The organism is Aminivibrio pyruvatiphilus (assembly GCF_004366815.1).
Classification (GTDB): Bacteria; Synergistota; Synergistia; order Synergistales; family Aminobacteriaceae; genus Aminivibrio; species Aminivibrio pyruvatiphilus.
This window is the reverse complement of the sequence record NZ_SORI01000002.1, coordinates 231,367-253,254: the sequence shown is the minus strand read 5'-3', so window position 1 is coordinate 253,254 and position 21,888 is coordinate 231,367. Positions and strand designations below refer to the sequence as shown.

General features: G+C 60.1%; 24 protein-coding genes. 7 read left to right on the top strand and 17 right to left on the bottom strand.

What is annotated here, in order from left to right:
• The first annotated feature begins 248 nt into the window (after positions 1–248).
• A complete protein-coding gene (locus C8D99_RS03015; RefSeq protein ID WP_166669970.1) occupies positions 249–938 on the top strand; it encodes a DUF2202 domain-containing protein in 690 nt (229 codons plus the stop codon).
• A 185-nt stretch (positions 939–1,123) separates the two neighbouring features.
• On the opposite strand, the gene C8D99_RS03010 is transcribed toward C8D99_RS03015, so the two are convergent.
• The 9 genes from C8D99_RS03010 to atpD are packed head-to-tail and all read right to left on the bottom strand — an operon-like array spanning position 1,124 to position 8,123.
• Positions 1,124–2,005: a F0F1 ATP synthase subunit gamma gene (locus tag C8D99_RS03010; RefSeq protein ID WP_133956243.1), complete on the bottom strand. Its 882-nt coding sequence runs from the start codon at positions 2,003–2,005 to the stop codon at positions 1,124–1,126.
• Positions 2,002–3,702 carry an alternate F1F0 ATPase, F1 subunit alpha gene (locus C8D99_RS03005; RefSeq protein ID WP_133956240.1) on the bottom strand — a complete coding sequence of 567 codons (1,701 nt, stop codon included), beginning with the start codon at positions 3,700–3,702 and terminating at the stop codon, positions 2,002–2,004. Before C8D99_RS03005 ends, C8D99_RS03010 begins: the two co-directional genes overlap by 4 nt.
• Positions 3,699–4,592 (bottom strand): F0F1 ATP synthase subunit B family protein, encoded by an 894-nt coding sequence (locus C8D99_RS03000; protein WP_133956238.1) that lies wholly within the window; start codon positions 4,590–4,592, stop codon positions 3,699–3,701. Before C8D99_RS03000 ends, C8D99_RS03005 begins: the two co-directional genes overlap by 4 nt.
• Before the next feature lie 4 nt (positions 4,593–4,596).
• Positions 4,597–4,878, bottom strand: coding sequence for a F0F1 ATP synthase subunit C (locus C8D99_RS02995; RefSeq protein ID WP_133956236.1), 282 nt, complete (start codon positions 4,876–4,878; stop codon positions 4,597–4,599).
• A gap of 33 nt (positions 4,879–4,911) precedes the next feature.
• On the bottom strand, positions 4,912–5,613 hold the full coding sequence (locus C8D99_RS02990; RefSeq protein ID WP_133956234.1) for a F0F1 ATP synthase subunit A: 702 nt from the start codon (positions 5,611–5,613) through the stop codon (positions 4,912–4,914).
• Positions 5,597–5,920 carry an ATP synthase subunit I gene (locus C8D99_RS02985; RefSeq protein ID WP_133956232.1) on the bottom strand — a complete coding sequence of 108 codons (324 nt, stop codon included), beginning with the start codon at positions 5,918–5,920 and terminating at the stop codon, positions 5,597–5,599. The genes C8D99_RS02990 and C8D99_RS02985 overlap by 17 nt, the downstream gene beginning before the upstream one ends.
• Positions 5,907–6,245, bottom strand: a complete 339-nt coding sequence (locus C8D99_RS02980) for an AtpZ/AtpI family protein (protein WP_133956230.1) — start codon at positions 6,243–6,245, stop codon at positions 5,907–5,909. Before C8D99_RS02980 ends, C8D99_RS02985 begins: the two co-directional genes overlap by 14 nt.
• Positions 6,238–6,642, bottom strand: a complete 405-nt coding sequence (locus tag C8D99_RS02975) for a F0F1 ATP synthase subunit epsilon (RefSeq protein ID WP_208321049.1) — start codon at positions 6,640–6,642, stop codon at positions 6,238–6,240. The genes C8D99_RS02980 and C8D99_RS02975 overlap by 8 nt, the downstream gene beginning before the upstream one ends.
• Positions 6,643–6,689: 47 nt before the next feature.
• The gene (gene atpD, locus C8D99_RS02970; protein ID WP_133956228.1) at positions 6,690–8,123 is read right to left on the bottom strand and encodes a F0F1 ATP synthase subunit beta; all 1,434 of its coding nucleotides are present in this window, start codon (positions 8,121–8,123) and stop codon (positions 6,690–6,692) included.
• A gap of 651 nt (positions 8,124–8,774) precedes the next feature.
• Here atpD and C8D99_RS02965 point away from each other — a divergent pair.
• The gene (locus C8D99_RS02965; protein WP_133956226.1) at positions 8,775–9,557 is read left to right on the top strand and encodes a sulfite exporter TauE/SafE family protein; all 783 of its coding nucleotides are present in this window, start codon (positions 8,775–8,777) and stop codon (positions 9,555–9,557) included.
• 3 nt (positions 9,558–9,560) lie between these two features.
• Here the strand turns inward: C8D99_RS02965 and C8D99_RS02960 are convergent, their stop codons facing one another.
• From C8D99_RS02960 to C8D99_RS02940, 5 genes are all read right to left on the bottom strand, one after another.
• Positions 9,561–10,397: an ABC transporter permease gene (locus C8D99_RS02960; RefSeq protein ID WP_133956224.1), complete on the bottom strand. Its 837-nt coding sequence runs from the start codon at positions 10,395–10,397 to the stop codon at positions 9,561–9,563.
• A gap of 5 nt (positions 10,398–10,402) precedes the next feature.
• Entirely contained in the window at positions 10,403–11,479 is a 1,077-nt protein-coding gene (locus C8D99_RS02955) for an extracellular solute-binding protein (protein ID WP_133956222.1), read from the bottom strand.
• 87 nt (positions 11,480–11,566) lie between these two features.
• Positions 11,567–12,622 (bottom strand): ABC transporter ATP-binding protein, encoded by a 1,056-nt coding sequence (locus C8D99_RS02950; protein WP_133956220.1) that lies wholly within the window; start codon positions 12,620–12,622, stop codon positions 11,567–11,569.
• Entirely contained in the window at positions 12,609–13,103 is a 495-nt protein-coding gene (locus tag C8D99_RS02945; RefSeq protein WP_133956218.1) for a TIGR00725 family protein, read from the bottom strand. The genes C8D99_RS02950 and C8D99_RS02945 overlap by 14 nt, the downstream gene beginning before the upstream one ends.
• A gap of 31 nt (positions 13,104–13,134) precedes the next feature.
• Entirely contained in the window at positions 13,135–13,941 is an 807-nt protein-coding gene (locus tag C8D99_RS02940; protein ID WP_133956216.1) for an ABC transporter permease, read from the bottom strand.
• Between the two features lie 221 nt (positions 13,942–14,162).
• On the opposite strand from C8D99_RS02940, the gene C8D99_RS02935 reads away from it, so the two are divergent.
• Genes C8D99_RS02935 through C8D99_RS02915 form a run of 5 tightly spaced genes read left to right on the top strand, consistent with a single transcriptional unit; the run spans position 14,163 to position 18,843 of the window.
• The gene (locus tag C8D99_RS02935; RefSeq protein WP_133956214.1) at positions 14,163–15,398 is read left to right on the top strand and encodes an NRAMP family divalent metal transporter; all 1,236 of its coding nucleotides are present in this window, start codon (positions 14,163–14,165) and stop codon (positions 15,396–15,398) included.
• A 37-nt stretch (positions 15,399–15,435) separates the two neighbouring features.
• Positions 15,436–16,185, top strand: a complete 750-nt coding sequence (gene pxpB / locus C8D99_RS02930) for a 5-oxoprolinase subunit PxpB (RefSeq protein WP_243833815.1) — start codon at positions 15,436–15,438, stop codon at positions 16,183–16,185.
• Positions 16,182–17,276 (top strand): 5-oxoprolinase subunit C family protein, encoded by a 1,095-nt coding sequence (locus tag C8D99_RS02925; RefSeq protein WP_133956210.1) that lies wholly within the window; start codon positions 16,182–16,184, stop codon positions 17,274–17,276. The genes pxpB and C8D99_RS02925 overlap by 4 nt, the downstream gene beginning before the upstream one ends.
• Positions 17,276–18,049, top strand: coding sequence for a LamB/YcsF family protein (locus tag C8D99_RS02920; RefSeq protein ID WP_133956208.1), 774 nt, complete (start codon positions 17,276–17,278; stop codon positions 18,047–18,049). The genes C8D99_RS02925 and C8D99_RS02920 overlap by 1 nt, the downstream gene beginning before the upstream one ends.
• On the top strand, positions 18,046–18,843 hold the full coding sequence (locus C8D99_RS02915) for a putative hydro-lyase (protein WP_133956206.1): 798 nt from the start codon (positions 18,046–18,048) through the stop codon (positions 18,841–18,843). The genes C8D99_RS02920 and C8D99_RS02915 overlap by 4 nt, the downstream gene beginning before the upstream one ends.
• A 53-nt stretch (positions 18,844–18,896) precedes the next feature.
• Here C8D99_RS02915 and C8D99_RS02910 read toward each other — a convergent pair whose 3' ends face one another.
• The 3 genes from C8D99_RS02910 to C8D99_RS02900 are packed head-to-tail and all read right to left on the bottom strand — an operon-like array spanning position 18,897 to position 21,879.
• Positions 18,897–19,940, bottom strand: a complete 1,044-nt coding sequence (locus C8D99_RS02910; protein WP_133956204.1) for a M20/M25/M40 family metallo-hydrolase — start codon at positions 19,938–19,940, stop codon at positions 18,897–18,899.
• Complete coding sequence (locus C8D99_RS02905) at positions 19,937–21,061, bottom strand: aspartate aminotransferase family protein (RefSeq protein ID WP_133956202.1); 1,125 nt, start codon at positions 21,059–21,061, stop codon at positions 19,937–19,939. Before C8D99_RS02905 ends, C8D99_RS02910 begins: the two co-directional genes overlap by 4 nt.
• Positions 21,031–21,879 (bottom strand): amino acid kinase family protein, encoded by an 849-nt coding sequence (locus tag C8D99_RS02900; protein ID WP_133956200.1) that lies wholly within the window; start codon positions 21,877–21,879, stop codon positions 21,031–21,033. Before C8D99_RS02900 ends, C8D99_RS02905 begins: the two co-directional genes overlap by 31 nt.
• Between the last annotated feature and the right edge of the window lie 9 nt (positions 21,880–21,888).

Here is a 21,888-nt window from a genome sequence, read left to right as displayed (position 1 = left end):
TCTCCTTTTGCAACCGGGTTGCTTTCATTGTACCAGAGTGCCGGAGAGATGCAACACGGTTGCGTTTTCTGAAATCTGCGGGCCCTTCATCCGCAGGAACAGTTCAAAGGCCGCTGTCTCTTCTGAAAGGAACCGGCATTTCCAGAATAGGCTGTATTGCCTATCCGGGAGTTCGAATTCCTTCCATTATGGATTCTCCTTTCCAGATCTATACTTCCGGTGTACTTAACACAAAGGAGGAGAAAAAGATGAAAAAATATATTGCACTGCTGGTACTCGCTGTTTTTCTTGCGGGAGGAGCGTTTTCGGCCGTCTCGGCTTCTGCGGCACCGGGGAAAAAGCCCCAGGGGGAAGCCCTTTCAGGGATTCCGGCAGGAGAACTGACTGAGGTTGAAACCCAGGGTCTTCTGCTCATGCGGGAGGAAGAAAAACTTGCCATGGATCTTTACCGTGCGCTGGGAGAAAAATGGGGACTCCGGATTTTTTCCAGCATCGCTGAAAGTGAGCAGCAGCATACCAATTCGGTGAAGCTGCTCCTGGACAGATATGGTCTTGAGGATCCGGCAGAGGGGAAGAAGGCCGGTGAATTTTCGAGCCCCGACCTGCAGAAGATGTACGATGAACTGCTGGCAAAGGGGAATCAATCCATGGCGGATGCGCTGAAAGTGGGCGCCCTTGTGGAAGAGATGGACATCAGGGATCTTCGGGAAGCGATGGAAAGTACCCAAAAAGAGGATCTTCGGATGGTGTACCGGAATCTTGAGAGAGGGTCCATAAATCACCTGAGTGCCTTCGGAAAGCAGCTGGCCAGGGAGAGTATCCGGTACGAAGCCCGCTATCTCAGCCAGTCGGAGGCCGATGCAATAATGAATTCGTCCTCGGGGCGCGGAAGCGGTCGAAATCAGCCCCAGGGTCAGGGAGGCCGCTGGAAGAAGTAAAGGCCTGAAAATAGATGTTTTTCAGATACAGACAGAAGAGAGGGCTCTTTCGGCAGCGACGCCGGAAAAGCTCTCTCTTCATTTTGGACATTTTTGAGGCAGAGAGCAGAATCATACGTCCCGTTCAGCCTGGGAAATGGCAGAGTAGAAAAAACACTGCATGCAACTTATTGCCGGGGGTTGGTTTATTTTGACATAACCTCGTACCCCGCCAGAACATCGAAAAGCTCCTCATCAATTCCGCTCTGCCTCAGGCGATGATAGGAACGGCCAAGAGCTTCGAGAAGGTCGTCGATATTCCGGTCAGCCCGCTCCATGGCCGCCAGGCGGCTCGCATTTTCGCTCGCGAGGGATTCCGCACAGGCACGGAAAATGGAGACGAAAAAATATTCCCGGAGAAGACCGCCGAAGGTGGTATTCCCCCGGTCGAGAATCTGCGGAAGAGATTTCGACGGCCAGGTAATCGCGGTTATCCGCCTGATCCATTCCCGATCGAGCGGGAGAATCCGTTTTCCTTCGGGCGCATACCCCGCTCCCGAAAGAGGGCTATTGTAGAAAAGATAAAACTCCGCCCCATCAGCGGGATTCTCGCCCTTCAAGGCTGATAGCAGGATTTCTCCAACGAGGGTGATGATTCCTTTCGCCGACCCGGGGACGGTGAAAAGAGCCTCCATTTCGAAACCGGCGTCCTTCAGCTGTGAATGCACTCGTTCTCCCACCGACCAGATCCTGATCCGTTTCGTCTCCTTTTTCAGAGTTTCAATCGCGTATTCGGAGACGGTTTCATTGAACTCTCCCACAAGCCCCTGATCCGAACCAAAGACCACTGCCCGTATTTCTTCTGTTCCCCTGCCTTCGGGCGCCGAAAAAAGCTCACTTCCGGAGGCGCACCGAAATGCAGCCCCGAGGCCAATTTCCACGGCACGGAAATACTCGGCAAGGGCGGCCACTGACCGCTCGTATTGGCCGATGCTTGATGCGGCGAGGGATTTCATCGTCCTGACAACGGACTGAAGATCCGACGCGCTGTCTATCTTTTTTCGCAGACTTGCCGTCGTCTCGCTCATGTTTTTTTCTTTCCCGGCCTCCGGCTTTTCTTCTTCACCCTGTCGGCGGCAGCCGAAACGTCACTCTTCTCAGCCTCTTGAGAGAACATCAGATTCTCTGGTTCCTCCGGTTCAATAAGGTCCTCACCGGCTTCGCTTTTGCCGGGAAGGGCTTCTTCCTTTTCGTCCGGGAAGGACTTCACGAGGGCCTGCCGGGCGATCTCCGTGATCGCTTCCCGGTCCTCTGCGTTCAAAGTATCGGCGGTGAAAAGGCGCTCTCTCAGGTCGTCCGGCATGGCCTCGGCGGCCTGCTGCACGGCCCGTTCTGCCTCGTCGATTTTGTTCAGAGGAATATCGTCGAAAAGTTCCGCACTGATGGCGAGCAGGATGGCGATCTGGGCCGGAACAGATATGGGAGAAAATTCAGGCTGTTTTAAAGATCCCCGAATCCTCCGTCCGTGGGCCATGATTTTTCGGGTATCTTCATCGAGCCGGGCTCCAAAACGGGCGAAGGACTCGAGTTCCTCGAACTGGGAGTAGGCGAGCTTCAGATCGCCCGCAACGGAACGGAAGGCCGCAAGCTGGGCCTTTCCTCCGACCCGGGAGACGGATTTCCCCACATCCACCGCAGGAAGCACCCCAAGTTCGAAAAGGGACGGGGAGAGATAAATCTGTCCGTCCGTGATGGAGATGAGGTTCGTGGGGATGTAGGCCGATATGTTCTGGGCATCCGTCGCAATAATGGGAAGGGCGGTGAGTGAGCCGCCTCCCCGCTCTTTCCGGAGGTGAGTTGCCCGCTCAAGAAGACGGGAGTGGATGTAGAAGATATCACCGGGAAAGGCCTCACGGCCGGGCGGCCGGCGAAGAAGAAGGGAGAGTTCCCGGTACGACCGGGCGTGATTGGTGAGATCGTCGTAGACGATGAGGACGTTCCGGCCCTCCTCCATGAAAAACTCGGCGATGCTTGTGGCCGCGTAGGGGGCTATATAGGTGAGTCCCGGGGCCTCGTTCCCCTCGGTTACCATCACCACCGTATATTCGAGAGCTCCCCTGTCACGGAGGATGCCCACGGTCTTGGCCACGGAGGCGGCTCTCTGTCCGATAGCACAGTAGACGCACAGCACATCCTGCCCTCCCTGGTTCAAAATAGTGTCGAGAGCGATGGTTGTTTTTCCCGTCTGACGGTCGCCGAGGATCAGTTCCCGCTGTCCCCTGCCTATGGGGATGAGGGCGTCGATTATCTGGATTCCTGTCTGGAGCGGCTCTGTTACAGGTGCTCTGTCCATGATGGGCACCGAAGGCCGTTCAATGGGCAGACGCTGTGATGACCGGATCGGGCCTTCATCGTCGAGGGGTCGTCCAAGGGGGTCAATGACCCTGCCGAACAGTTCATGTCCCACCGGGATGTCCATGACCCGTCCAGTGCGCCGGACCTCGTCTCCGGCAAAAAGGTGGGAATACTCGCCCAGCAGGACCACGCCGATTTCGTCTTCATCCACGTTGAAGGCTATGCCGAAAACACCTCCGGGAAATTCGAGCAGTTCCTCGTACCCTGCGCCGGGAAGACCCGATACGGTGGCAATTCCCGTGTTCACTGTCTTCACGGTGCCAACTTCCCGTGCTTCCAGACGGGGGAAGAAACTTTCAACTCCCTTCCCGATGGCGTCAAAGGTTTTTTCATAGAGGCTCTTGAGATTGTCCGTCTTCCCTGCCCTCATTGTTTTTCCTTTTCCTCTTCACCGGGAGGATCGGATTTCTGCCGCTTCTCCGGAGGATTCCTGTCAGACTGGGAAGGACCTTCCAATGGAGCATCCTCTTGTTCCTCATCATTCGGAGAAGAGGAGGCTTTCTTTCCCGGTTTCATCAGATCCTCGACCGAATCTCTTAAAGACAGCAAATAATCGTCGATGGTCCAGGATATTTTCTGCCCGCTCACCGCGAGTTCCATGCCTGCCACGAGGTTCTTTTCCACTGTGAACTTCGGTTCTTCTTTCAGGAAAAAAAGTTTTTTCACTTCCTGCCCGATCGTGCTCCTCTGCTCTTCAGTCAGAGGGAAAGCCGTTCTCAGCAGCACTGAGGCATCAGGAACCTTTGTTGTTGGGACAAGGTTTTTCCGTTCTTTCTCGTCCATCTTCCCCAGCCTGCGGAGAAAGAGATCTATTATTTTACTTTCAAGCTCCTCCCCGGCGAGATCGGACAGAGTCTTCCGGACTATGGAAAAGACATCTTTCCGCACCCGCTTCTGAAAGTCTTCCTCAAGTCGGGAGGCATCCTTTTCCAGACCCTCCCGCCATTTTGCCCGCAGGGTCTCCGCGGAGGACCGGGCTTCTTCGAGAAGATGGATTGTCTCGCCCTTTGCCTTTTCAGCGGCTGCGTTCATCAGTTCGGTACGCTCCCGGTCGAAGATCTCGTTCTTCCGTTGAAACTCCTCTTTTTCTTTCCGGGCTTCCATTTTTTGGGCTTTCGCATCGTTCAGCTGTTCTTCGATCCGTTTTTCTCGCGCGTCGATTGCTCTCAGTACCGGCTTGTAGAGAAAACGCTTCATTAACCAGACCAGAAGAAGAAAATTGATAGCCTGGGCAGCGACGGTAAACCAGTCGATGGGCATGGTCTTACTTTCCCGCCAGCTGGCTCGTTACATGATTCCAGAAAGGGTTGGCAAAAATAAGGATCATGGAGACCACGAAGCAATAGATGGCCGTGGACTCGATCATTGCCAGTCCAACGAAAAGCGTCCGGGTAATGGTTGCGGAGGCGTCAGGCTGCTGGGCGAGGGACGACAGCGCGGTAGAGACGGCCCGTCCCTCCCCTATGGCAGGGCCGATGGAGCCGAGGGCAATAGTGAATCCCGCAGTAATGATCGATGCGACGGCTATAAGTGTGAGAGTGTCCAAAGAATCATCTCCTTTTTTAAGTTTTTTCAACTTTCAGGCTGAGGCTTCTTCCTCCCGGTGACGGGAGTGTTTCTGCGCCTGGGTTGCCGCGGCGATATACACCGCCGCCAGAATGGTGAAAATGTAGGCTTGAACCATCCCTGTAAGAAGACCGAGAAGGGTCATGACCGCTGGAAATAAAAATGGCGTTATTGTCAGCAGAATTCCCACGATCATCCCGCCGCTCATCATGTTTCCGAAGAGACGGACGGCCAGAGCCAGTGTCCGAGATATCTCACCGATAATGTTGAAGGGCAGCATGACAGCCGTCGGTTCCATATACGTTTTCAGATACCTCCTCATCCCCTGTTTCTTTATGCCGAAGAGGGGAACTGCAGCGAAAACCAGCAGTGCAAGGGCCGCTGTGGTGGAGAGTGATCCCGTCGGGGGCTCAAAGCCGGGGAGAATAGTGAAGAGGGCGGACGCGGCAACGAAAAGAAAAATCGTGCCGAGAAAGGGAAGGTATATTTCAGGATCGGCAAGACCTGCCTCACGGATCTGTTCTTTGATGGCCGTCACGATCATCTCGAGGATATTCTGCCAACGGGACCGGGTCAGGCCGGTGGAGAGACGAGAGGTGATCAGCATGGAACCCGCCGTAAGCACAGCCATGATGACCCACGTGAAGACGAGCGTGGCGTTGATTTTAAAAAAGCCGGACTGCCAGAAAATGATGGCATCAGGGCTGAGGCGCATGAAGTACCTCCTGTTCCGGGAGACTTTCCTTCCCCGGGGATCGTGTCCATCGCAGAACAAGGCTTCGGGCGAGAAGAATTCCCGCACCGAGAAGGAGCAGCCGAATCCAGGCCCCCCCCGAAAGGCAGAAAAGTGCTGTAAGAAGAAAGACCATCCGCACGAGAAAGCTGCCGAAAAACCACAGTGCGGGACGAGGAGACCCGATCCCCCGCAGGACAGTCCACCGCAAACCTCCGAAGAAAACCACTCCCAGCAGCACCCCGGCTGCGAAAACAAGGATCAGCATCAGCACGTCAGTTCCCGTCATTTCGCTCTTCCTCCTCCATGGCATTTCGCTCCCGGGAAACCCAGAACCAGGCATTCATGCACCCGACCCCAAGCCCCGCCACGAGGAGAGCGAGGGTCCACGAACGGGCATCCCCGCGGCGGCTGTCGAGCCATATTCCGAGGCCAGCGCCAAGAAGAGTGGGGACCGAGACGGACCATCCGATAATGCCCATCATCCCCAGGCCGAACCACACCCCGGGTGCGGGGTTTCTTCGGGCATGGAGTTTGCGCCGGGCCTTTTCCCCTACCTGCCGGGCAAAGTCCTCTTCCATTCCGGTCTTTTTCCCGGGCTTGGATTCATTCATTGCTCAGTGTCACGAACTTGCGGATGATGCCCGTTTCCAGTCGGGCAAGGACCCTCCGCACGCTCTTCTCACTTTCATCCATATCGAGAAACTCCTCCTCTACAGAACGCTGAAGGGCTTCGAGATTGTCTCCTCCGTGAGCCCTCCGGACTGAGAGAAAAACCTCAAGCCCGGTCTTCACCAGAACACCTTCGTCAAGGGCAGCATATTTCTCCTCTCCTCCCGCCGTCTCGTAGATCAGAATGCCAGGCACGATAGAGGCGACACAGTCGAGTCGCCGGGGAAGAATACCGAAGGAACCCGCGCTTGTCTCCGCCACGATATTCGTCACATCGGTTCTTTCTTCGAAAACCTGGAATGGAAGAAGAATTTTCATGGTCATTACAGTCTGCTTCATGGGCTCCTCCTTTCCGTCCGGGGGAAAAGATCTCCGGGCAGGTTCCTTTATTCAGGAGAAGGAACACTCTTCCCGGAAGTTTTTACCGATCTCGTCTTTTCATTTGCCTCATCCACGGATCCGATCATGTAGAGGGCATTTTCCGGATATTCTGTGAACTCATCATTCAGTATACGCTCACAGCCGGTCAGCGCATCATCACGGCTCACGAGCCGGCCCTTCATACCGGTGAACTGCTCGGTGGTGAAGAAAGGCTGGGTGAGGAAACGTTCAATCCGACGGGCCCGGGCCACAACATTCCGGTCCTCGACGGAAAGCTGTTCGATGCCGAGCATGGCGATGATATCCTTGAGCTGGGCATACTGGGCCAGGGTCTTCCGTATCTCCTGGGCAAGAAGATAATGGCGCTCCCCCACGATTCCGGGAGTGGTCATCTTCGAACTTGACTGGAGGGGGTCGATGGCGGGATACAGCCCCTCGCTCGCCCGCTTCCTGGAGAGAACAATGGACGCAGAGAGATGGGAGAACGTGTGGACGGCCGCCGGGTCGGTGAAGTCGTCCGCCGGAACATAGACTGCCTGGATCGAGGTGATGGCTCCCGTGTCTGTGTTGGCGATCCGTTCCTCGAGCTTGGAAAGCTCCGTCCCGAGGGTGGGCTGATAGCCCAGGCGGGAGGGCATCTGCCCGAGCAGCCCCGAGACCTCTGAGCCCGCCTGGATAAAGCGGAAAATGTTGTCTATGAGGAGCAGCACGTCCCGGTGCTCGTCGTCCCGAAAATACTCCGCCATGGTGAGGGCGGTATGACCCACCCGGAACCGGGCCCCGGGGGGCTCGTTCATCTGCCCGAAAACCATCACCATATTGGGAAGAACTCCTGCCTCCTTCATCTCCCTGTAGAGTTCCTCCCCCTCCCGGCTCCGTTCGCCGATTCCGCAGAAGAGGCTGACACCCTCCTCCCGGCCGACCATATTGTGGATGAGCTCCGTGAGGAGAACCGTCTTCCCAACTCCGGCGCCGCCGAAGAGACCTGATTTCCCTCCCCGCTCCATGGGAACGAGAACGTCGATGGCCTTGATCCCAGTCTCGAAAATTTCTGACTTTGTCGAACGGCGGGCCAGGGGAGGGGGATCATTGTGAATAGAACGCCACTGAACGTCCGGAAGTGGCCCTTCCCGATCAATGGTGTTGCCGAGGACATCAAACATCCGGGAAAGGATTCCCTTTCCCACAGGAGCCTGAAGTGTCCTGCCCGTATCCTCTACGGGCATTCCCCGGGAGAGGCCCTGTGTGGGCGTCAGGGCAATGCCCCGAACGACCTTCTCGCTTCGCTGGGAGAGTACCTCGATGACGACCTCTCCCTCAGTTCCGGTCCGAAGCATGGTGTAGATGCCGGGAATATCCTCTTCAAAGCGGATGTCCACAACGCTTCCCCGTACTGACAGAATAATTCCTTTATGAGATGAAGCAGACCTGTATTCCATATGAGTTTTCCTTTCCGGCGCGAAGTCCGGATACGCCTGATGGATTTGCAGGGAAGCTGCAAGTTTAGTTCAGAATAGAGCCGTAAAAACAGTATTATCTTCTTTGCAGGCGACTGTTTGAAAAACCGTTTATGCGGTCCATCGAGAAATAATATGTATGATAGGCTATAGAAATGGCTATTGTCAAATTAGTCGTACTTTTTTCGGCGAGATTGAAATGGACAAGAGAAAGAACACGCTCAAAGTCGCGAAAATCTTTGAATAATACGTCTCCTATGGTGCTGTAGAGTATTCCAGGAAGTCCCGCCTTGCGGAAAATCTCAACTCTGGCCCGGAGCACGGCGAAGGATGTGATTCCGCTTTCACCGTACTGTATTTCGATGTGGATTTTCTTCGTCTTTTTCGTCGTATTGGTCGCATCTCTGTGGTGAGGGAGGGCTCTCGAACACACCCCCCACTGTTCTGCAAACAGTCCGGAGAGTTTATTCAGAGTGCTGATTCAGATTTTTCTCATGGCCCGGTTTCCCGGGCTCCTCCGGAAATCCCCGCGGAGAACGGACGTCTTCTTTCCGGATAAAGACCGGCCTCCTGAGGCACGAAGTAGGATATAATCAACAGGCTGCCTGATTTTCATACACTTGGAGGAATATCATGGATTTTCTCGCTTCGTTTACAGGGCTCGATCTCCCCGGATGGGCCTGGACCATTGTGCTCACCGTCGGGGCAGGCATCGGGATAGCCAAAACGGCCGTTCCGGGCAGCGCTATCCTCGTTGTTGTCCTTATGGCCATGGCCCTTCCCGCCCGCATGTCCGTCGGGGTTCTTCTCCCCATGCTGATTTTCGGCGACATCTTCGCCGTGGGGAAGTTCTGGAAGCATACGGACAGGCGGCAGCTGTTCACCCTGCTGCCCTTCGCCTTCCTTGGGCTGGGAGCGGGATACCTGATACTGAGACATGTAAGCAACGAGCAGCTCAAGCCCATCATCGGCGCAGTGGTGCTGCTCATGCTGGGGGTGCACCAGGTCTCCCGGATCGTGAAGAACAAAAGAATCGCCTCTGGGGAATCCCTTCCTTCCCGGACATCCCCGTTCCTGACGGCCCTGTTCGGCTTCTTCGCCGGCATGGGGACCGGCATGGCCAACTCATCCGGCCCCGTCATGAGCCTCTACCTTCTCATCGTGGGCCTTCCCAAGCTTCAGTTCATCGCCACCACGGCATGGTTTTTCTTCACCATGAACCTTCTGAAGGTACCTCTTTTCATCAGCCTGGGCCTCATCAACGCCCAGAGCCTCAGGATCAACCTGCTCGCCCTTCCGTCCATTGCCGCCGGAGCCCTTCTTGGCTACTGGATGGTCAGGCGCATCTCCCAGGAGAGGTTCAACCAGATCGTCCTCGCCCTGGCTTTTGTCGCCGCCGTTCGCCTGATGTTCTGACCCTTACCGTGCCGAAGACGGAGACGTGAAGAATTTTTCGTAGGCGAGAATGACGCAAGTGGTCACCAGCGTCAGCACGATGGCCAGGGCGTCTGCTTTCGCGATGTCTGCCGACAGTTCCGAAACGTGGGTATAGATGACGAGGGGAAGTATTTTTACGGCCGTGCCCGTGAGGGCGAAGGCCGTGCCGAATGCCCCCATGCTCACGGCGAAGAGCAGGGATGATCCGGCGAGGATGGCCGGGGCAAGCATGGGGAAGAGGACTTTCCGCAGGACTGTGACCGGCCCGGCCCCGAGGGACACTGCGGCCTCCACGAGGCTCCAGTTTGCGTTGCTCCACGCCGCCGTCATGGTGAGGATCATCCGGGGGATGAGGAAATAGAGATAGGCTATGACGAGCCCCCGCCACGTGAAGAGGAAGGCGGAGAACTCGAGGGGGTTGATGCCGAACAGCTCCCTGAGAATGATGGTGATGAAACCGCTGGTCCCAAGGAGCACTATGAAAGCGAAACCGACAACGAGGCCGCTCAGGGTCAGGGGAACCGCCGTGAGGGCAAGGAGAATATTCTTCGCCTGTCCTCCGGTCTTGTGGACGAAGTAGGACAGGGGCAGACCGACGGCAGTTCCGAGGACGGCCGTGCTCGCCGAGAGGATGAGGCTCGTGGTCAGGGATTCCCTGTACAGCTTCCGGACGAAGAGGCTGAGGTAGTTGTCAAGGGAGAACCTCCCCTCGATGAAGAGGCTCTCCCACAGCACGAGCGCAAGAGGCCAGAGCAGAAACAGCCCCAGCACCGCCGCGAGAGGCAGCAGCAAAAGCCATGTACCGCTCCGGCGCTCCATGATTGCTAGTTCTCCCCAAGCACTTTGCTGCCCCACAGTGCGGCAGCTTCTTTCTGTACCTTCTGGGCCTTCACCCAGTCCACGTCCTTCGCCCGGGCGTAGTCCGAGGCCGGGAGGAACTTGTCCGCCACGTCCGCGGGCATTTCAAAACCGGGGAGAATGGGCCGGACGAACCCCTTGGCAAAGAGCCCCTGCCCTTCGGATGAAAGGATGTAGTTCAGCCAGAGCTTGCCCGCGTTCGGATTGGGGCCGCCCTTGACGAGGCTGATGGCGTAGGGGGCGGTAATGGTGCCCTCCTCCGGGATGACGATGTCGATGGCGTCGCCGAGACCGGCGATGTACCGGGCCCGGTAGGCGTTCATGTCATAGGTGATCCAGACGGGGATCTCGCCCTTGACGAACTTGTCGAACTCGGTGGTCTTCTCGATCATGCGGACGTTCCCCGATTTCTGCAGGGCGGCCAGGTAGTCGATGCCCTTGTCGAGGTGGTCGAGGTCGCCCCCGTGGGCGTAGGTGGTGGCGATGACGATGGCGTATCCGATGCCCGCGGTCCGGGGATCGAGGTAGACCACCGACTTGCTGTACTTCGGAGCGAGAAGGTCCTGCCACCCCTTCGGAGTCTCCTTCACCAGGTTCTTGTTGATGACGAACACCACCGTGGCCTTGTGGATGCAGAACCAGTTCCCTTCGGGATCCTTCAGTTCATCGGGAATGAGGTCGAAATTCACCGGCTTGAAGGGTTCGGTGACGCCTTTTTCACGGGCGGCGTCCCCGGACGGCATGAAGTAGTAGGCCGTGTCGCCCTGGGGATTGTTCCGCTCCTTGTCGAGCCGGACGACCGTGGCCCCGCTGCCGAGGTCGTTCCAGGAGATCTGGATGCCGTACCGTTTCTCGAAGCCGTCGAAGAGGGTCTGCCAGTTTGCCCACGTGGGGCCGGTGTCGTAGCTGTTGAGCCCCTTTTCCTTCTTAGCGGCCTCCGCGAGGGCGTTTTCTCCCGGATAGAGCTCTTCCGCGAGGCAGACCCCCGCGAGAAGGAGGACCGCAATCAGTGCCAATGCCGCTTTCCACGCATTCTTTCTCATTGCCTTTCCCTCCCGAAACGTGAGATTATTTATTTTCTGCCGTTTTATCGGGGCAGCCAGGATTTTCAGCCGTGCCGCCCCGGAATTTTACCGCCCTGCCACAGGCCGTCCGTCATCGGGGGAAAAACGGAGTCTTACGGCATCATCAAGGGCAGGAGGTTCCAGTTCCGTGTTGAGGAGGTCCACAAGTATCTGTTCTCCTTCCACGTCCACGGCGAGGCGAAGAAGGGGACCGAGGAACACCTTTCCGGTCACTCTCCCCGGAAGGATATTGCCGTCCCCTGAGGAGGCACCACGGGAGGCGACGGAAATACGCTCCGGCCGTATCATGAGTGAACAGGGGCCCTGGGGAAGGGGGGCATTCTCCACCGACAGGATCCTTTCCCTCCACCTGAACCTGCCGCCGCCGAGATATTCTCCCCCCAGAAGGTTGTTGACCCCTACGAAATCGGCGACGAAGGAGTTCGCCGGCCGCAGGTAAATGTCCCGGGGGGAACCGGTCTGCTCGATCCGGCCGTCGTTCATCAGGGCCACCCGGTCCGATATTGAGAGGGCCTCTTCCTGGTCGTGGGTCACGTAGATCGTGGTGATGCCGCTCTCTCTCTGGATCCTTTTTATCTCGAACCGCAGGGAGTTCCGGACTTTCGCGTCCAGGGCCGACAAAGGCTCGTCCAGGAGGAGGACCTTCGGCGTGATGGCCAGGGCCCGTGCGAGGGCAACCCGCTGCTGCTGGCCGCCCGAAAGCTCCCGGGGCCAGGCGGAGGCCCGCCGGTCGAGTCCTACCATGGAAAGGAGTTCTTCCACCCTGGGGCGCAGCACATCCTCCGGCGTTTTTCTGGTCCGGAGACCGAAGGCCACGTTTTCGAACACGGTGAGGTTGGGGAAAAGGGCATAGTTCTGGAAGACGATGCCGACCTGCCGCTGCCGGACTCCCACCCCGCCCATGGATTCTCCGTCCAGCAGCACTTCGCCTTCGTCCGGGGAGAGAAAGCCTGCCACCAGGCGGAGTGTCGTTGTTTTCCCGCAGCCCGAGGGCCCGACAAGGGAGAGAAACTCACCCTTGTCCACGGAGAGGGAGACGTTCCGGACGGCGTAGGTCTTTCCGAAGCGCTTGCTGACTGCTCTCAGTTCAACCCCGGCCATGGAAATCCCTCCCCGTTTTTTCAAGGGCCAGCCGGACAGCTTCCCATGCGGTGGATGCCTCGATCATAGGTGTCGGAGACTTTCCGTCCTCGGAGATCCGCCAGGTTTTCAGGCCGATGACTGGTTTTCCGGATCTCAGGGCGAATCCTATCTCTGAAAGGGTGCCGAAAGCGCCTCCGATGGATATGACAGCTTCTCCGGCGGAGGCCACGGCAAAATTCCGCACTTCCCCCAGGCCCGTCGACAGGGGGATTGTGACGTAGGGATTCGCCTCCCGGATATCTCCCGGAAGAAGGCCGACAGATATTCCGCCCCGTTCGGAAACGCCCCGGCAGACGCCTTCCATGACGCCGCCCCTTCCGCCGCATACCACGGTGCATCCTGCCCCGGCAAGGAGCCGTCCCACTTCCCGGGCCAGTTCGTAAATTTCCGGAGACGCTGTGGATGTTCCGATGACCGAAATAACGGGGGCTCGATCCATTCCGGATGATCTCCTTTCCGTGATTGTCATTTTATACCGCCATCCCCGCGCTCCTGGTGCCGAACAGCCTCCCGAGGAAAATAACAGCGCCGAGGCTCAGGATGCTGAAGAAGACCAGCAGGGTGGTGGCAGCGCAGGCAAAACCGGTGCTCACGTAAAATGCCTGGTAGAGAACCACCGGGTAGGTCTGGCTTGCGGAGCCGGTGACCATGACCGCAAGCTGGAATTCCCCGAGGGACATGGCAAAGGTCATGATGGCCCCCGAGAGAAGCCCGGGGACGAGGTTGGGCACAAGGATACGGGTCGCGAGGAAGAAAGGCGTTGCCCCGAGGGACGTACCCGCTTCCTCCAGAATGTTCCAGTTCAGCATGTCCATGTTGGCCATAAGGGGGCGGAGCATGAAGGGAAGGGTGTACACGAGGTGGGCGCCCAGGAGAAGCTGCCATGTGCCCACCAGGGAAAAGGAGGGCCAGTTGAAGCCCTGGACGAGGCCGAGTCCCATGACTACGGGAGGAATGGCGATGGGGAGCAGGATAACGAAGTCGAAGGCCCGCCGGAGCCATTTTTTACCGAGGACGGACACAGCGTAGACGGAACATATACCCACGAGTGCGTTAGTGAAAACGGTAAGGCAGGCAACGAGGAGGCTCATCCCCATGGCCCGGACGTACATGGTTTTGGAGAACAGATCGGCATACCACTTAAGGGTGAAGCCGGTGGGCAGCAACGTGCCGAACCACTTCTCGCCGAAAGATCCGACAAGAATAAGGGCAAGAGGCGCCAGAACGTAGGCAAACCAGCAGATGCCTCCCGAAAGCCACAGGGCGCGGCGCATCATGGTCAGGACTCCCTTCCCGAACCTGTTTCCAGGGTTATTGTAGCAAAGAAATGCAACGGCGGCGTAACGGTTTCATTTCCCTCCCTCTTTTCTTCCGGAAAAGTGATCTTTTGGTCAGGAAAAATCGTGAAAAATTACTCTTCTTCCCCTTATTTGAAAATCACGTATAATAAGCCTGCTGCATCAAACATATTTTTACCATATCTTATGGAGGTGTCGGTATGACAGACTTGGGCAAGACGCAGGAAAGAAGCAGAAGTGAGACTCTCAGCGTGCTTATGGGTGCCGCGTTCCTCATGGCCACTTCGGCCATCGGGCCGGGGTTCCTCACCCAGACGATTTCGTTCACTAATGAACTGAAAGCGGTTTTTGCCTTTGCCATTCTCCTCTCGGTCCTCATTGACATCGTGGTGCAGCTCAACATCTGGCGTATTCTCGCCGTTTCCGGAATGCGGGGCCAGGACGTGGCCAACAAGGTTCTTCCGGGACTTGGCTACTTCCTTGCCTTCGCGGTGGCCCTCGGCGGACTGGCGTTCAACGTGGGCAACGTGGGCGGCGCGGCTCTCGGCTTCCAGGTGCTCTTCGGGACGGAGCAGATGGTGGGTGCCGTCATCAGCGCTGCCATCGCCATCACCATCTTCCTCTGGAAGGACCTCGGCAAGGCCATGGACAAGTTCACCCAGATCCTCGGATTCCTCATGCTCGCCCTGGTGTTCTACGTGGTGTTCGTCACGAAACCTCCCGTCATGGAGACGGTGAACGAAATGGTGAAGCCCTTCACGAATTTCAGCCTCCTGAAGGAGTATAAATGGCTCGTGGTGCTGACCCTCGTGGGCGGAACCGTGGGCGGCTACATTTCCTTCTCCGGCGCCCACAGGATCATTGACGCCGGGATCACCGGAAAGGAACATATCGGGCAGATCAGCAAGGGGTCCATCAACGGCATCGTCATCACCGGCGTCATGCGCTACCTTCTGTTCCTCGCCTTCCTCGGCGTGGTTCTTCTCGGAACGGAGATCGACATGACAAATCCCGTGGCGTCGGCATTCCAGATCGGCGCCGGGCCTCTCGGGTACAGGATCGCCGGAGTGGTTCTCTGGGCGGCAGCCATCACCTCCGTGGTCGGCGCTTCCTACACCTCCGTCTCCTTCCTCCGTACGCTGTTCGGTTTCGTCGACAAGTACTACCGGTTCTGGATCATCGGATTCATCATCGCCTCCACGTCCATCCTGACCATCGTCGGCCGTCCGGTGCGGCTCCTGATCGTGGCCGGATCCCTCAACGGCCTCATCCTTCCCCTGTCCCTGAGCTGCGTGCTCCTTGCGGCCTACAAGAAAGACGTGGTGAAGGACTACGTCCACCCCATGTGGATGACTGCCCTCGGATGGGTCATAGTGGTCTTCACCGCCTGGATGGGCTTCAACTCCTTCGCGGGAATAGTGAAGCTGTTCCAGTAGCGGCCGGATGATATACGGGGCCGGAGGAGGTGTTCGAGTGGAGGAAAGAAAATATCCGAGAATCCTGACGGCCGGCGACGGATGCGTCGTGGCGGAATTCGGCGACTCCATCGATATGGAGATCAACACCCGGGCCGCCGCTCTCGGGAGCGACGTGATGAGGCTCGGTTTTCCCGGAGTGCTTGACGCTGTTCCCACGTACCGTTCCCTGGCGGTGTACTTCGACCCGGTGACGACGGATGTGAAGCGGCTGTACTCAAAGCTCGGGGAACTGTGCCGGAAAGAGGAATCGGCCGCAGGCCATGAAAAGCGGCGTACCATCGTGGTGCCTACCCTCTACGGGGAAGAATGGGGGCCCGACCTCGGCGACGTGGCCAAACACACCGGGTTTTCACCGGAGGAGGTCGTCAAACGTCATTCGGGGCTGGACTGCTACTGCTTCATGCTGGGGTTCACCCCCGGTTTTCCCTATCTCGGCGGCATGGATCCGGCTCTGGAAACGCCCCGGCTGAAGAACCCCCGGGAGGTCATCCCGGCGGGGGCTGTGGCCATCGGCGGAAAGCAGACCGGCATCTATTCCATAGCGAGTCCCGGAGGGTGGAGGCTCATCGGCAGGACACCCATGCGCCTGTTCGACCCCGACAGGGATCCGCCCATTTTCCTCGAGGCCGGCATGTGGATACGGTTCCGCCCCATTGAAAAGCCGGAATTCGACGAAATCGAGGCGGCGTCAGAGAAAGGGAGCTACCGTCCCGTCATCCTCGAGGAAGAGGAGGCGTCGTCATGAGCGCCCTGGTACTGGAATGCAGGCTTCCCGGCATGCTCACCACCGTACAGGACGGCGGCAGGTGGGGATACCAGGGAAAGGGAATGCCCGTGGCGGGAGCCATGGACCTTCCGTCCTTCAGGTTGGGAAACATCCTTGCGGGAAATGAAGAGAACGAGGGGGCCCTCGAGGTGACCCTCCTCGGGCCGACTCTCTTCGTGGCGGAAGGGGAGGGAATGGCTGCCGTGACGGGGGCGGACCTCGGCTTCCAGGTCAACGGCCGGCCAGCCCCCATGTGGACCGCTGTCGCCGTGGGCGCGGGGGACGTTCTGTCCTTTTCCGGGCCCCGGTCCGGGTGCCGCGCATACCTTTGTCTTTCAGGAGGAGTGGACGTGCCTCCCGTCATGGAGAGCAGGTCCACCTATACCAGGGCCAGGGTCGGGGGCTTCCAGGGCCGTGCCCTGAAAAAGGGAGATATCGTCCGCTGCGGCGAACCCCTGCCCCTGTGGAGAAAGTGCGAGGGGCTCGTGTGCCCGGAGGCGCTGCGGCCCTGCTATTTGCCCGACGCTCCCCTTCGGGTCGTTCCCGGCCCCCAGGATGACCTCTTCACGGAGAAAGGAAAAGAGACTTTTTACGGGTCGGATTACGCAGTCTCAAACAGTGCCGACAGGATGGGATACCGCATGGACGGCCCCGAGATCGAGCACACGGGGGCGGCGGACATCATCTCCGACGCCATTCCTCTCGGTGCGGTGCAGGTGCCGGGCCACGGGCAGCCCATCGTCATGCTGGCGGACAGGCAGACCACGGGAGGGTACACCAAGATCGGCGTGGTCTGCTCGGTGGACATCGCCGCCCTGTCCCAGCGCCTTCCGGGGCAGAAGGTCCGCTTTCACAAAATATCCCTCGACGATGCTCTGGCCCTCGCCCGGGAAGAGGCGGGGAAACGGGACGAAATGCGCCGCCTGAGGGCCGCGTGGCGGTCCGCTCCCGGGGAGACCGTCCCGCTGCCGACGGCGGAGCCGGACCTTCCTTCCCGGGGTGAAGCGCTGATCCGGGTGGACGGCGAGGAGCACAGAATTTCGTGGGAAGAGATCCAGGAGGTGGAATGATGTCAAGAATTGACCTGAACAGCGACCTCGGCGAGAGCTTCGGCCCGTGGAAGATGGGCATGGACGCCGAGGTCATGGAAAGCGTCTGTTCCGCCAACGTGGCCTGCGGTTTCCACGCGGGGGACGCGGAAGTGATGATCAAAACGGTGAAGGCCGCGAAAGCGGCCGGCGTGGCCGTGGGAGCCCACCCCGGGCATCCCGATCTCCAGGGGTTCGGGCGGCGCACCATGGCCGTCACGCCCGACGAAGCCTATGCCTATACCCTCTACCAGATAGGCGCCCTCCAGGCGGTCTGCGCGGCCCAGGGAGTGCCCCTGGAGCACGTCAAGGCCCACGGGGCCCTGTACAACCAGGCGGCCAAGGACCTTGCCCTGGCGAAGGCCATTGCCCGGGCGACGAAGGACGCCGGGGGAGACCTCATTCTCCTCGGCCTGGCCAACTCCCTCTTCGAGCAGGCAGCCGCCGAAGAGGGAGTCCTGTATGCCGCCGAGGCCTTCGCGGACCGGGGGTACATGGACGACGGCTCCCTCGTCCCGAGAAGCAAACCCGGTGCCTTCGTCCACGACCTGAAGGAAGCGGGGGGGCGCATGGTGCGTCTCGTGAAGGAGGGGGTCATCCGCTCTGCGGAAGGAAAGGACATCCACCTCACGGCCCATTCCATCTGCCTCCACGGAGATAACCCCGCGGCGGTGGAGATGGCCCGTCATATCCGGAAAGCCCTTGAGGAGAACGGGGTGGAAGTGAGAAAAATACGGGAGGTGCTGAAGGGATGAAGGCCTTCGACTACGCCGGCGTTTCGCCCAGGGAAGTCCGGCAGATGATCCGGGAGGGAAAGTGGACTCTCCCCACACCGGGCATGTGCAAGGGACACGTCCAGGGGAACCTGGTGATCCTGCCCAAAGACCTGGCCTACGATTTCCTCGTCTTCGCCCAGAGGAACCCGAAACCCTGTCCCATCCTGGACGTCACCGAGCCGGGAAATCCCGAGCCGAAGATTGTGGCCCCGGGGGCCGATCTCTCCACGGACCTTCCCCGGTACCGGGTGTGGGTGAACGGCGAGTGCGTCGAGGAACCCACGGACGTGAAGAAATACTGGAGGGACGACCTGGTGGGCTTCCTCCTGGGGTGCTCCTTCTCCTTCGAGGGGGCCCTGCTCGAGGCGGGCATTCCGGTGCGCCACATCGAGCAGAACCGGAACGTTCCCATGTACATCACCAACATCCAGTGCGCCCCCGCCGGAGCCCTGAAGGGCCCCATGGTGGTGAGCATGCGCCCCATCCCCGCCGCCCAGGTTCCCAAGGCGGTCCTGTGCACGGGACGCTTCCCGGCGGTCCACGGGTCACCCGTCCACATCGGTGATCCGTCTCTCATCGGCATCGCCGACGTGAACAAGCCCGACATGGGCGACCCAGTGGACATCAACCCGGGAGAGGTGCCCGTCTTCTGGGCCTGCGGCTGCACGCCCCAGGCCGCCATCATGGATGTGAAGCCCCCCTTCTGCATCACCCACGCGCCGGGGCACATGTTCATCGCCGACCCGAAGGACGCCGACTACGCCGTCTTCTGATCCCCATTTCCGGCACAACGGAACCGGAGGGAGCGAAAGCCCCTCCGGTTTTTTTATCCTGCCAGTATGAGGGGAAGGGCCCCGTCGAGGACCGCCACGGAGGCAGAGAAATCGGCAAGGGAGATCCGTTCTTCGGACGTATGGTCCAGTTTGCTGTCGCCGGGCCCGTAGGCTGCTATGGGGCAGTTCCACGCCGCCGCGAGGTTGAAGTCCGCCGTGCCTCCCTTGGCCAGGACCCGGGGCGCATTCCCGTTTTTCCTGATGGCCAGGCGGAGGGCCCGGGCCACGGGGTTGTTCTTGTCCTCCACGTGGGGCGGCGTCACGCCCCGGAACGAAATGGACACCCCCCGCCGTGCGGCGGCCCCCCGGAGCAACTCCATCCACTCCTCAGGGCTGCTGCCCTCGGGAAGGCGGATGTCGAGCTCCGCCGTTCCGGACCGCTCCCCCTGTTCCCTTCCCTCCATGGAGACCACGGCGCCTGAGGGGCGGCGGATGACCGGCAGCGCGGGGTCGTCCAGGCTGTCCACCAGGTCCAGGATGTCGGCGGCGCACCGGAGGACCCCTGTAATGGGCCCCGCGTCGCCGCTCCTGTGGGCTCCTCCGTCGGAGGCGGCGAGCACCGCCCGGAGGCTGCCCCGGTAGCCGATGGTCACCCCGTCCGTTCCGGAGGGTTCCCCGATGATGCAGGCGGCTGGACGGTGCCTGGGAATCCGGTGAAGGGCGCCCCGGGAGTCGGCCTCCTCCCCGGTGGCGGCCACGAGGGTGACGGTCCAGTCCCCGGGGAGGAAAACCCGCCCGCCCGCCGCCGCGAAGGCGCACAGGGGACCCTTGGCGTCCACCGTTCCCCGCCCCCAGAGAACGTCCCCTTCAAGGCGGTGTTCCGGACCTCCGGGCACGGTGTCGATGTGCCCGAGGAGCACCAGCTCCTTCGGGCCTCTGCCCCGCCGGGCCACCACGCTCCCCGAGCCGTCCGTCTCGACCCGCTCCCACCCGAGGGAGGGCAGAACTCCGGCGAGGTAGGAGCAGGCAGCCTCCTCCCGGCCGCTCGTGCTCGGAATGGACACCAGCCGGGAAAGAACGGACACCGGGGCGGTCATTCCGCTCCCTCCTCCAGGGTTTCGGCAAAGAGGGCCGCCGCCCGGTCGAAATCGTTCCTTTCCGCGGTGAAGGGGGCAAGGAACCGGACCACCGACGGTCCCGCGGGAAGGGCCAGGAGCCCTTTTTCCTGCAGGCGCTTCACCACCGGAACAGCCTTTCCCCGGAGCTCCACGCCGTTGAGAAGCCCCCGTCCCCGGACCTCCGCGACGAGGGGGGAGCCGATTGCCGAAAGGAGGTTCCGGAAATAGGCTCCCAGGGTTTCCGCCTTCGCAGGGTACCCTTCGTCCTTCAGCAGCTTCAGCGAAGCGTCCGCCATCGCCGCGGCGAGGGGGCCGCCCCCGTAGGTGGAGCCGTGGCCCGACGGGGGGAAATCTCCCAGCTCCCGTTTCCACAGGGTCAGTCCTGCCGGGAGCCCTCCTGCTACGCCCTTGGCGAAGCAGAGAATGTCGGGATCGAGACCCGCGCCGGGAGAGGCGGTGAAATTGCCGCACCGTCCCCACCCGCTCTGGATTTCGTCGCAGACAAGGAGGGCCCCGGTTTCCCGGCAGGCTTCCGTTATCCGGGCGCCCAGTCCGGGGGCGAGAGGATAGACACCGCCCTCTCCCTGGACGGGCTCCACGAAGACGGCCGCTGTGTCCCCGTCCACCGCGCCGGGGAGCTCCCCGGGCATCACGTGGGTCACCGGGGCGAGAATACGGGTCCAGTCCTTCCGGTACTGGGGGTTGAAGGTGAGGGAAAGGGCCCCCAGGGTCCGCCCGTGGAAGGCCCGCCGCAGGGCAAGCACCTTCTTTCTGTCCGGACGGAGGGAAAGGGCCAGCTTGAGGGCCGCCTCCACCGATTCGGTGCCGCTGTTGCAGAAGAAGACGGCATGACCGGGCAGTTCCTCCGAAATGCGCTGCCGGAAGGCATCCCGGGCCGGGGAGCCCATTCCCGGCCCCACCGTCCAGGGGGACTCCGCCGCTTTCCGCAGGGCCTCCACGAGCACCGGGTGGCAGTGGCCGAAGAGGGCCGCGCCGCTCCCGCAGTAGAAGTCCAGGTATTCCCTGCCCCGGTCGTCCCGGACGGCTGCCCCCGCCCCGGAGACCACCGTCAGCCCGCGGCTGCCATAGATCCCCGACACAGCAGGGTTCCTCCTCCGGACAGGCCCGATTCAACCGGCGACGGAGCACGGCTGTCGGCTATCACCACGGCCCCCGCGCCACCTTCAAGGGCTTCCCTGGCGGCCAGGAGCTTCCGCTTCATGTTGCCCCGGGCGAAGTGTTCCAGGTCGTCCCATCCGTCCAGGCTCCCCTCGTCGATTTTCGACGCCGGGTCTCCCGGATCCCGGAGCAGCCCCGGCACGTTGCTCAGGATGGCCAGGACATCCGCTCCCACGGCTGCGGCTGCTGCTGCGGCGAGTCGGTCGCCGTCCACGTTGAGAATCCGTCCGCTTTCCGAGTCGTCCGCCGCGAGGGGCGGGAGAAGGGGCAGGCCGCCCCTTTCCCATACGGCATGGATGTCCACTGGGTCAAAGGACACGATGGAGCCGCTGTAGTTTCCCCGGAGGATGCGGACCTTTCCGTCCTCCACCGAGCGGAGGGCGTCCTTCCGTTTTGCCGTTGCTCCCTTCGAGGCGGGCGGGTAGAGAGGAACTGCATGAATCCCCATTTTCCCCAGGGTTCCCGCGAGCCGGACGGAAAACCGGCAGCAGGCGGCCTCAAAGAGGGCCAGCTCCCCCTCGCTCACGAAACGGCTTCTGAAGCCTCCGGGGCTTGTGACGTAGACGGGTTCCGTTCCGGCGGCCCGGGAAAGGTCCTCCATCATGGAACTGGCCCCGTGGGTGAGGATCCACTGTTCGCCCCGCTCCATCCGTTCCTTTATCTCTTCGAGGAGGGAGCCGAAGGCATTTCCCCTGGCCCCTCCTATTTTGACGACGCCCCGCTGTATCCGGCGATTCATGGTCATTCC

Bases quoted from the DNA above. Each gene is read 5' to 3' on its own strand.
- C8D99_RS02920 (WP_133956208.1), top strand. From the start codon at position 17,276: ATGTCAAGAATTGACCTGAACAGCGACCTCGGCGAGAGCTTCGGCCCG.
- C8D99_RS02965 (WP_133956226.1), top strand. From the start codon at position 8,775: ATGGATTTTCTCGCTTCGTTTACAGGGCTCGATCTCCCCGGATGGGCC.
- C8D99_RS02975 (WP_208321049.1), bottom strand. From the start codon at position 6,642: ATGAAGCAGACTGTAATGACCATGAAAATTCTTCTTCCATTCCAGGTT.
- C8D99_RS02910 (WP_133956204.1), bottom strand. From the start codon at position 19,940: ATGACCGCCCCGGTGTCCGTTCTTTCCCGGCTGGTGTCCATTCCGAGC.
- C8D99_RS02990 (WP_133956234.1), bottom strand. From the start codon at position 5,613: ATGCGCCTCAGCCCTGATGCCATCATTTTCTGGCAGTCCGGCTTTTTT.
- atpD (WP_133956228.1), bottom strand. From the start codon at position 8,123: ATGGAATACAGGTCTGCTTCATCTCATAAAGGAATTATTCTGTCAGTA.
- C8D99_RS03005 (WP_133956240.1), bottom strand. From the start codon at position 3,702: ATGAGGGCAGGGAAGACGGACAATCTCAAGAGCCTCTATGAAAAAACC.
- C8D99_RS03010 (WP_133956243.1), bottom strand. From the start codon at position 2,005: ATGAGCGAGACGACGGCAAGTCTGCGAAAAAAGATAGACAGCGCGTCG.
- C8D99_RS02940 (WP_133956216.1), bottom strand. From the start codon at position 13,941: ATGATGCGCCGCGCCCTGTGGCTTTCGGGAGGCATCTGCTGGTTTGCC.
- C8D99_RS02985 (WP_133956232.1), bottom strand. From the start codon at position 5,920: ATGACGGGAACTGACGTGCTGATGCTGATCCTTGTTTTCGCAGCCGGG.
- C8D99_RS03015 (WP_166669970.1), top strand. From the start codon at position 249: ATGAAAAAATATATTGCACTGCTGGTACTCGCTGTTTTTCTTGCGGGA.
- C8D99_RS03000 (WP_133956238.1), bottom strand. From the start codon at position 4,592: ATGCCCATCGACTGGTTTACCGTCGCTGCCCAGGCTATCAATTTTCTT.
- C8D99_RS02980 (WP_133956230.1), bottom strand. From the start codon at position 6,245: ATGAATGAATCCAAGCCCGGGAAAAAGACCGGAATGGAAGAGGACTTT.
- C8D99_RS02935 (WP_133956214.1), top strand. From the start codon at position 14,163: ATGACAGACTTGGGCAAGACGCAGGAAAGAAGCAGAAGTGAGACTCTC.
- C8D99_RS02950 (WP_133956220.1), bottom strand. From the start codon at position 12,622: ATGGCCGGGGTTGAACTGAGAGCAGTCAGCAAGCGCTTCGGAAAGACC.
- C8D99_RS02915 (WP_133956206.1), top strand. From the start codon at position 18,046: ATGAAGGCCTTCGACTACGCCGGCGTTTCGCCCAGGGAAGTCCGGCAG.
- C8D99_RS02960 (WP_133956224.1), bottom strand. From the start codon at position 10,397: ATGGAGCGCCGGAGCGGTACATGGCTTTTGCTGCTGCCTCTCGCGGCG.
- C8D99_RS02925 (WP_133956210.1), top strand. From the start codon at position 16,182: ATGAGCGCCCTGGTACTGGAATGCAGGCTTCCCGGCATGCTCACCACC.
- C8D99_RS02945 (WP_133956218.1), bottom strand. From the start codon at position 13,103: ATGGATCGAGCCCCCGTTATTTCGGTCATCGGAACATCCACAGCGTCT.
- C8D99_RS02900 (WP_133956200.1), bottom strand. From the start codon at position 21,879: ATGAATCGCCGGATACAGCGGGGCGTCGTCAAAATAGGAGGGGCCAGG.
- C8D99_RS02955 (WP_133956222.1), bottom strand. From the start codon at position 11,479: ATGAGAAAGAATGCGTGGAAAGCGGCATTGGCACTGATTGCGGTCCTC.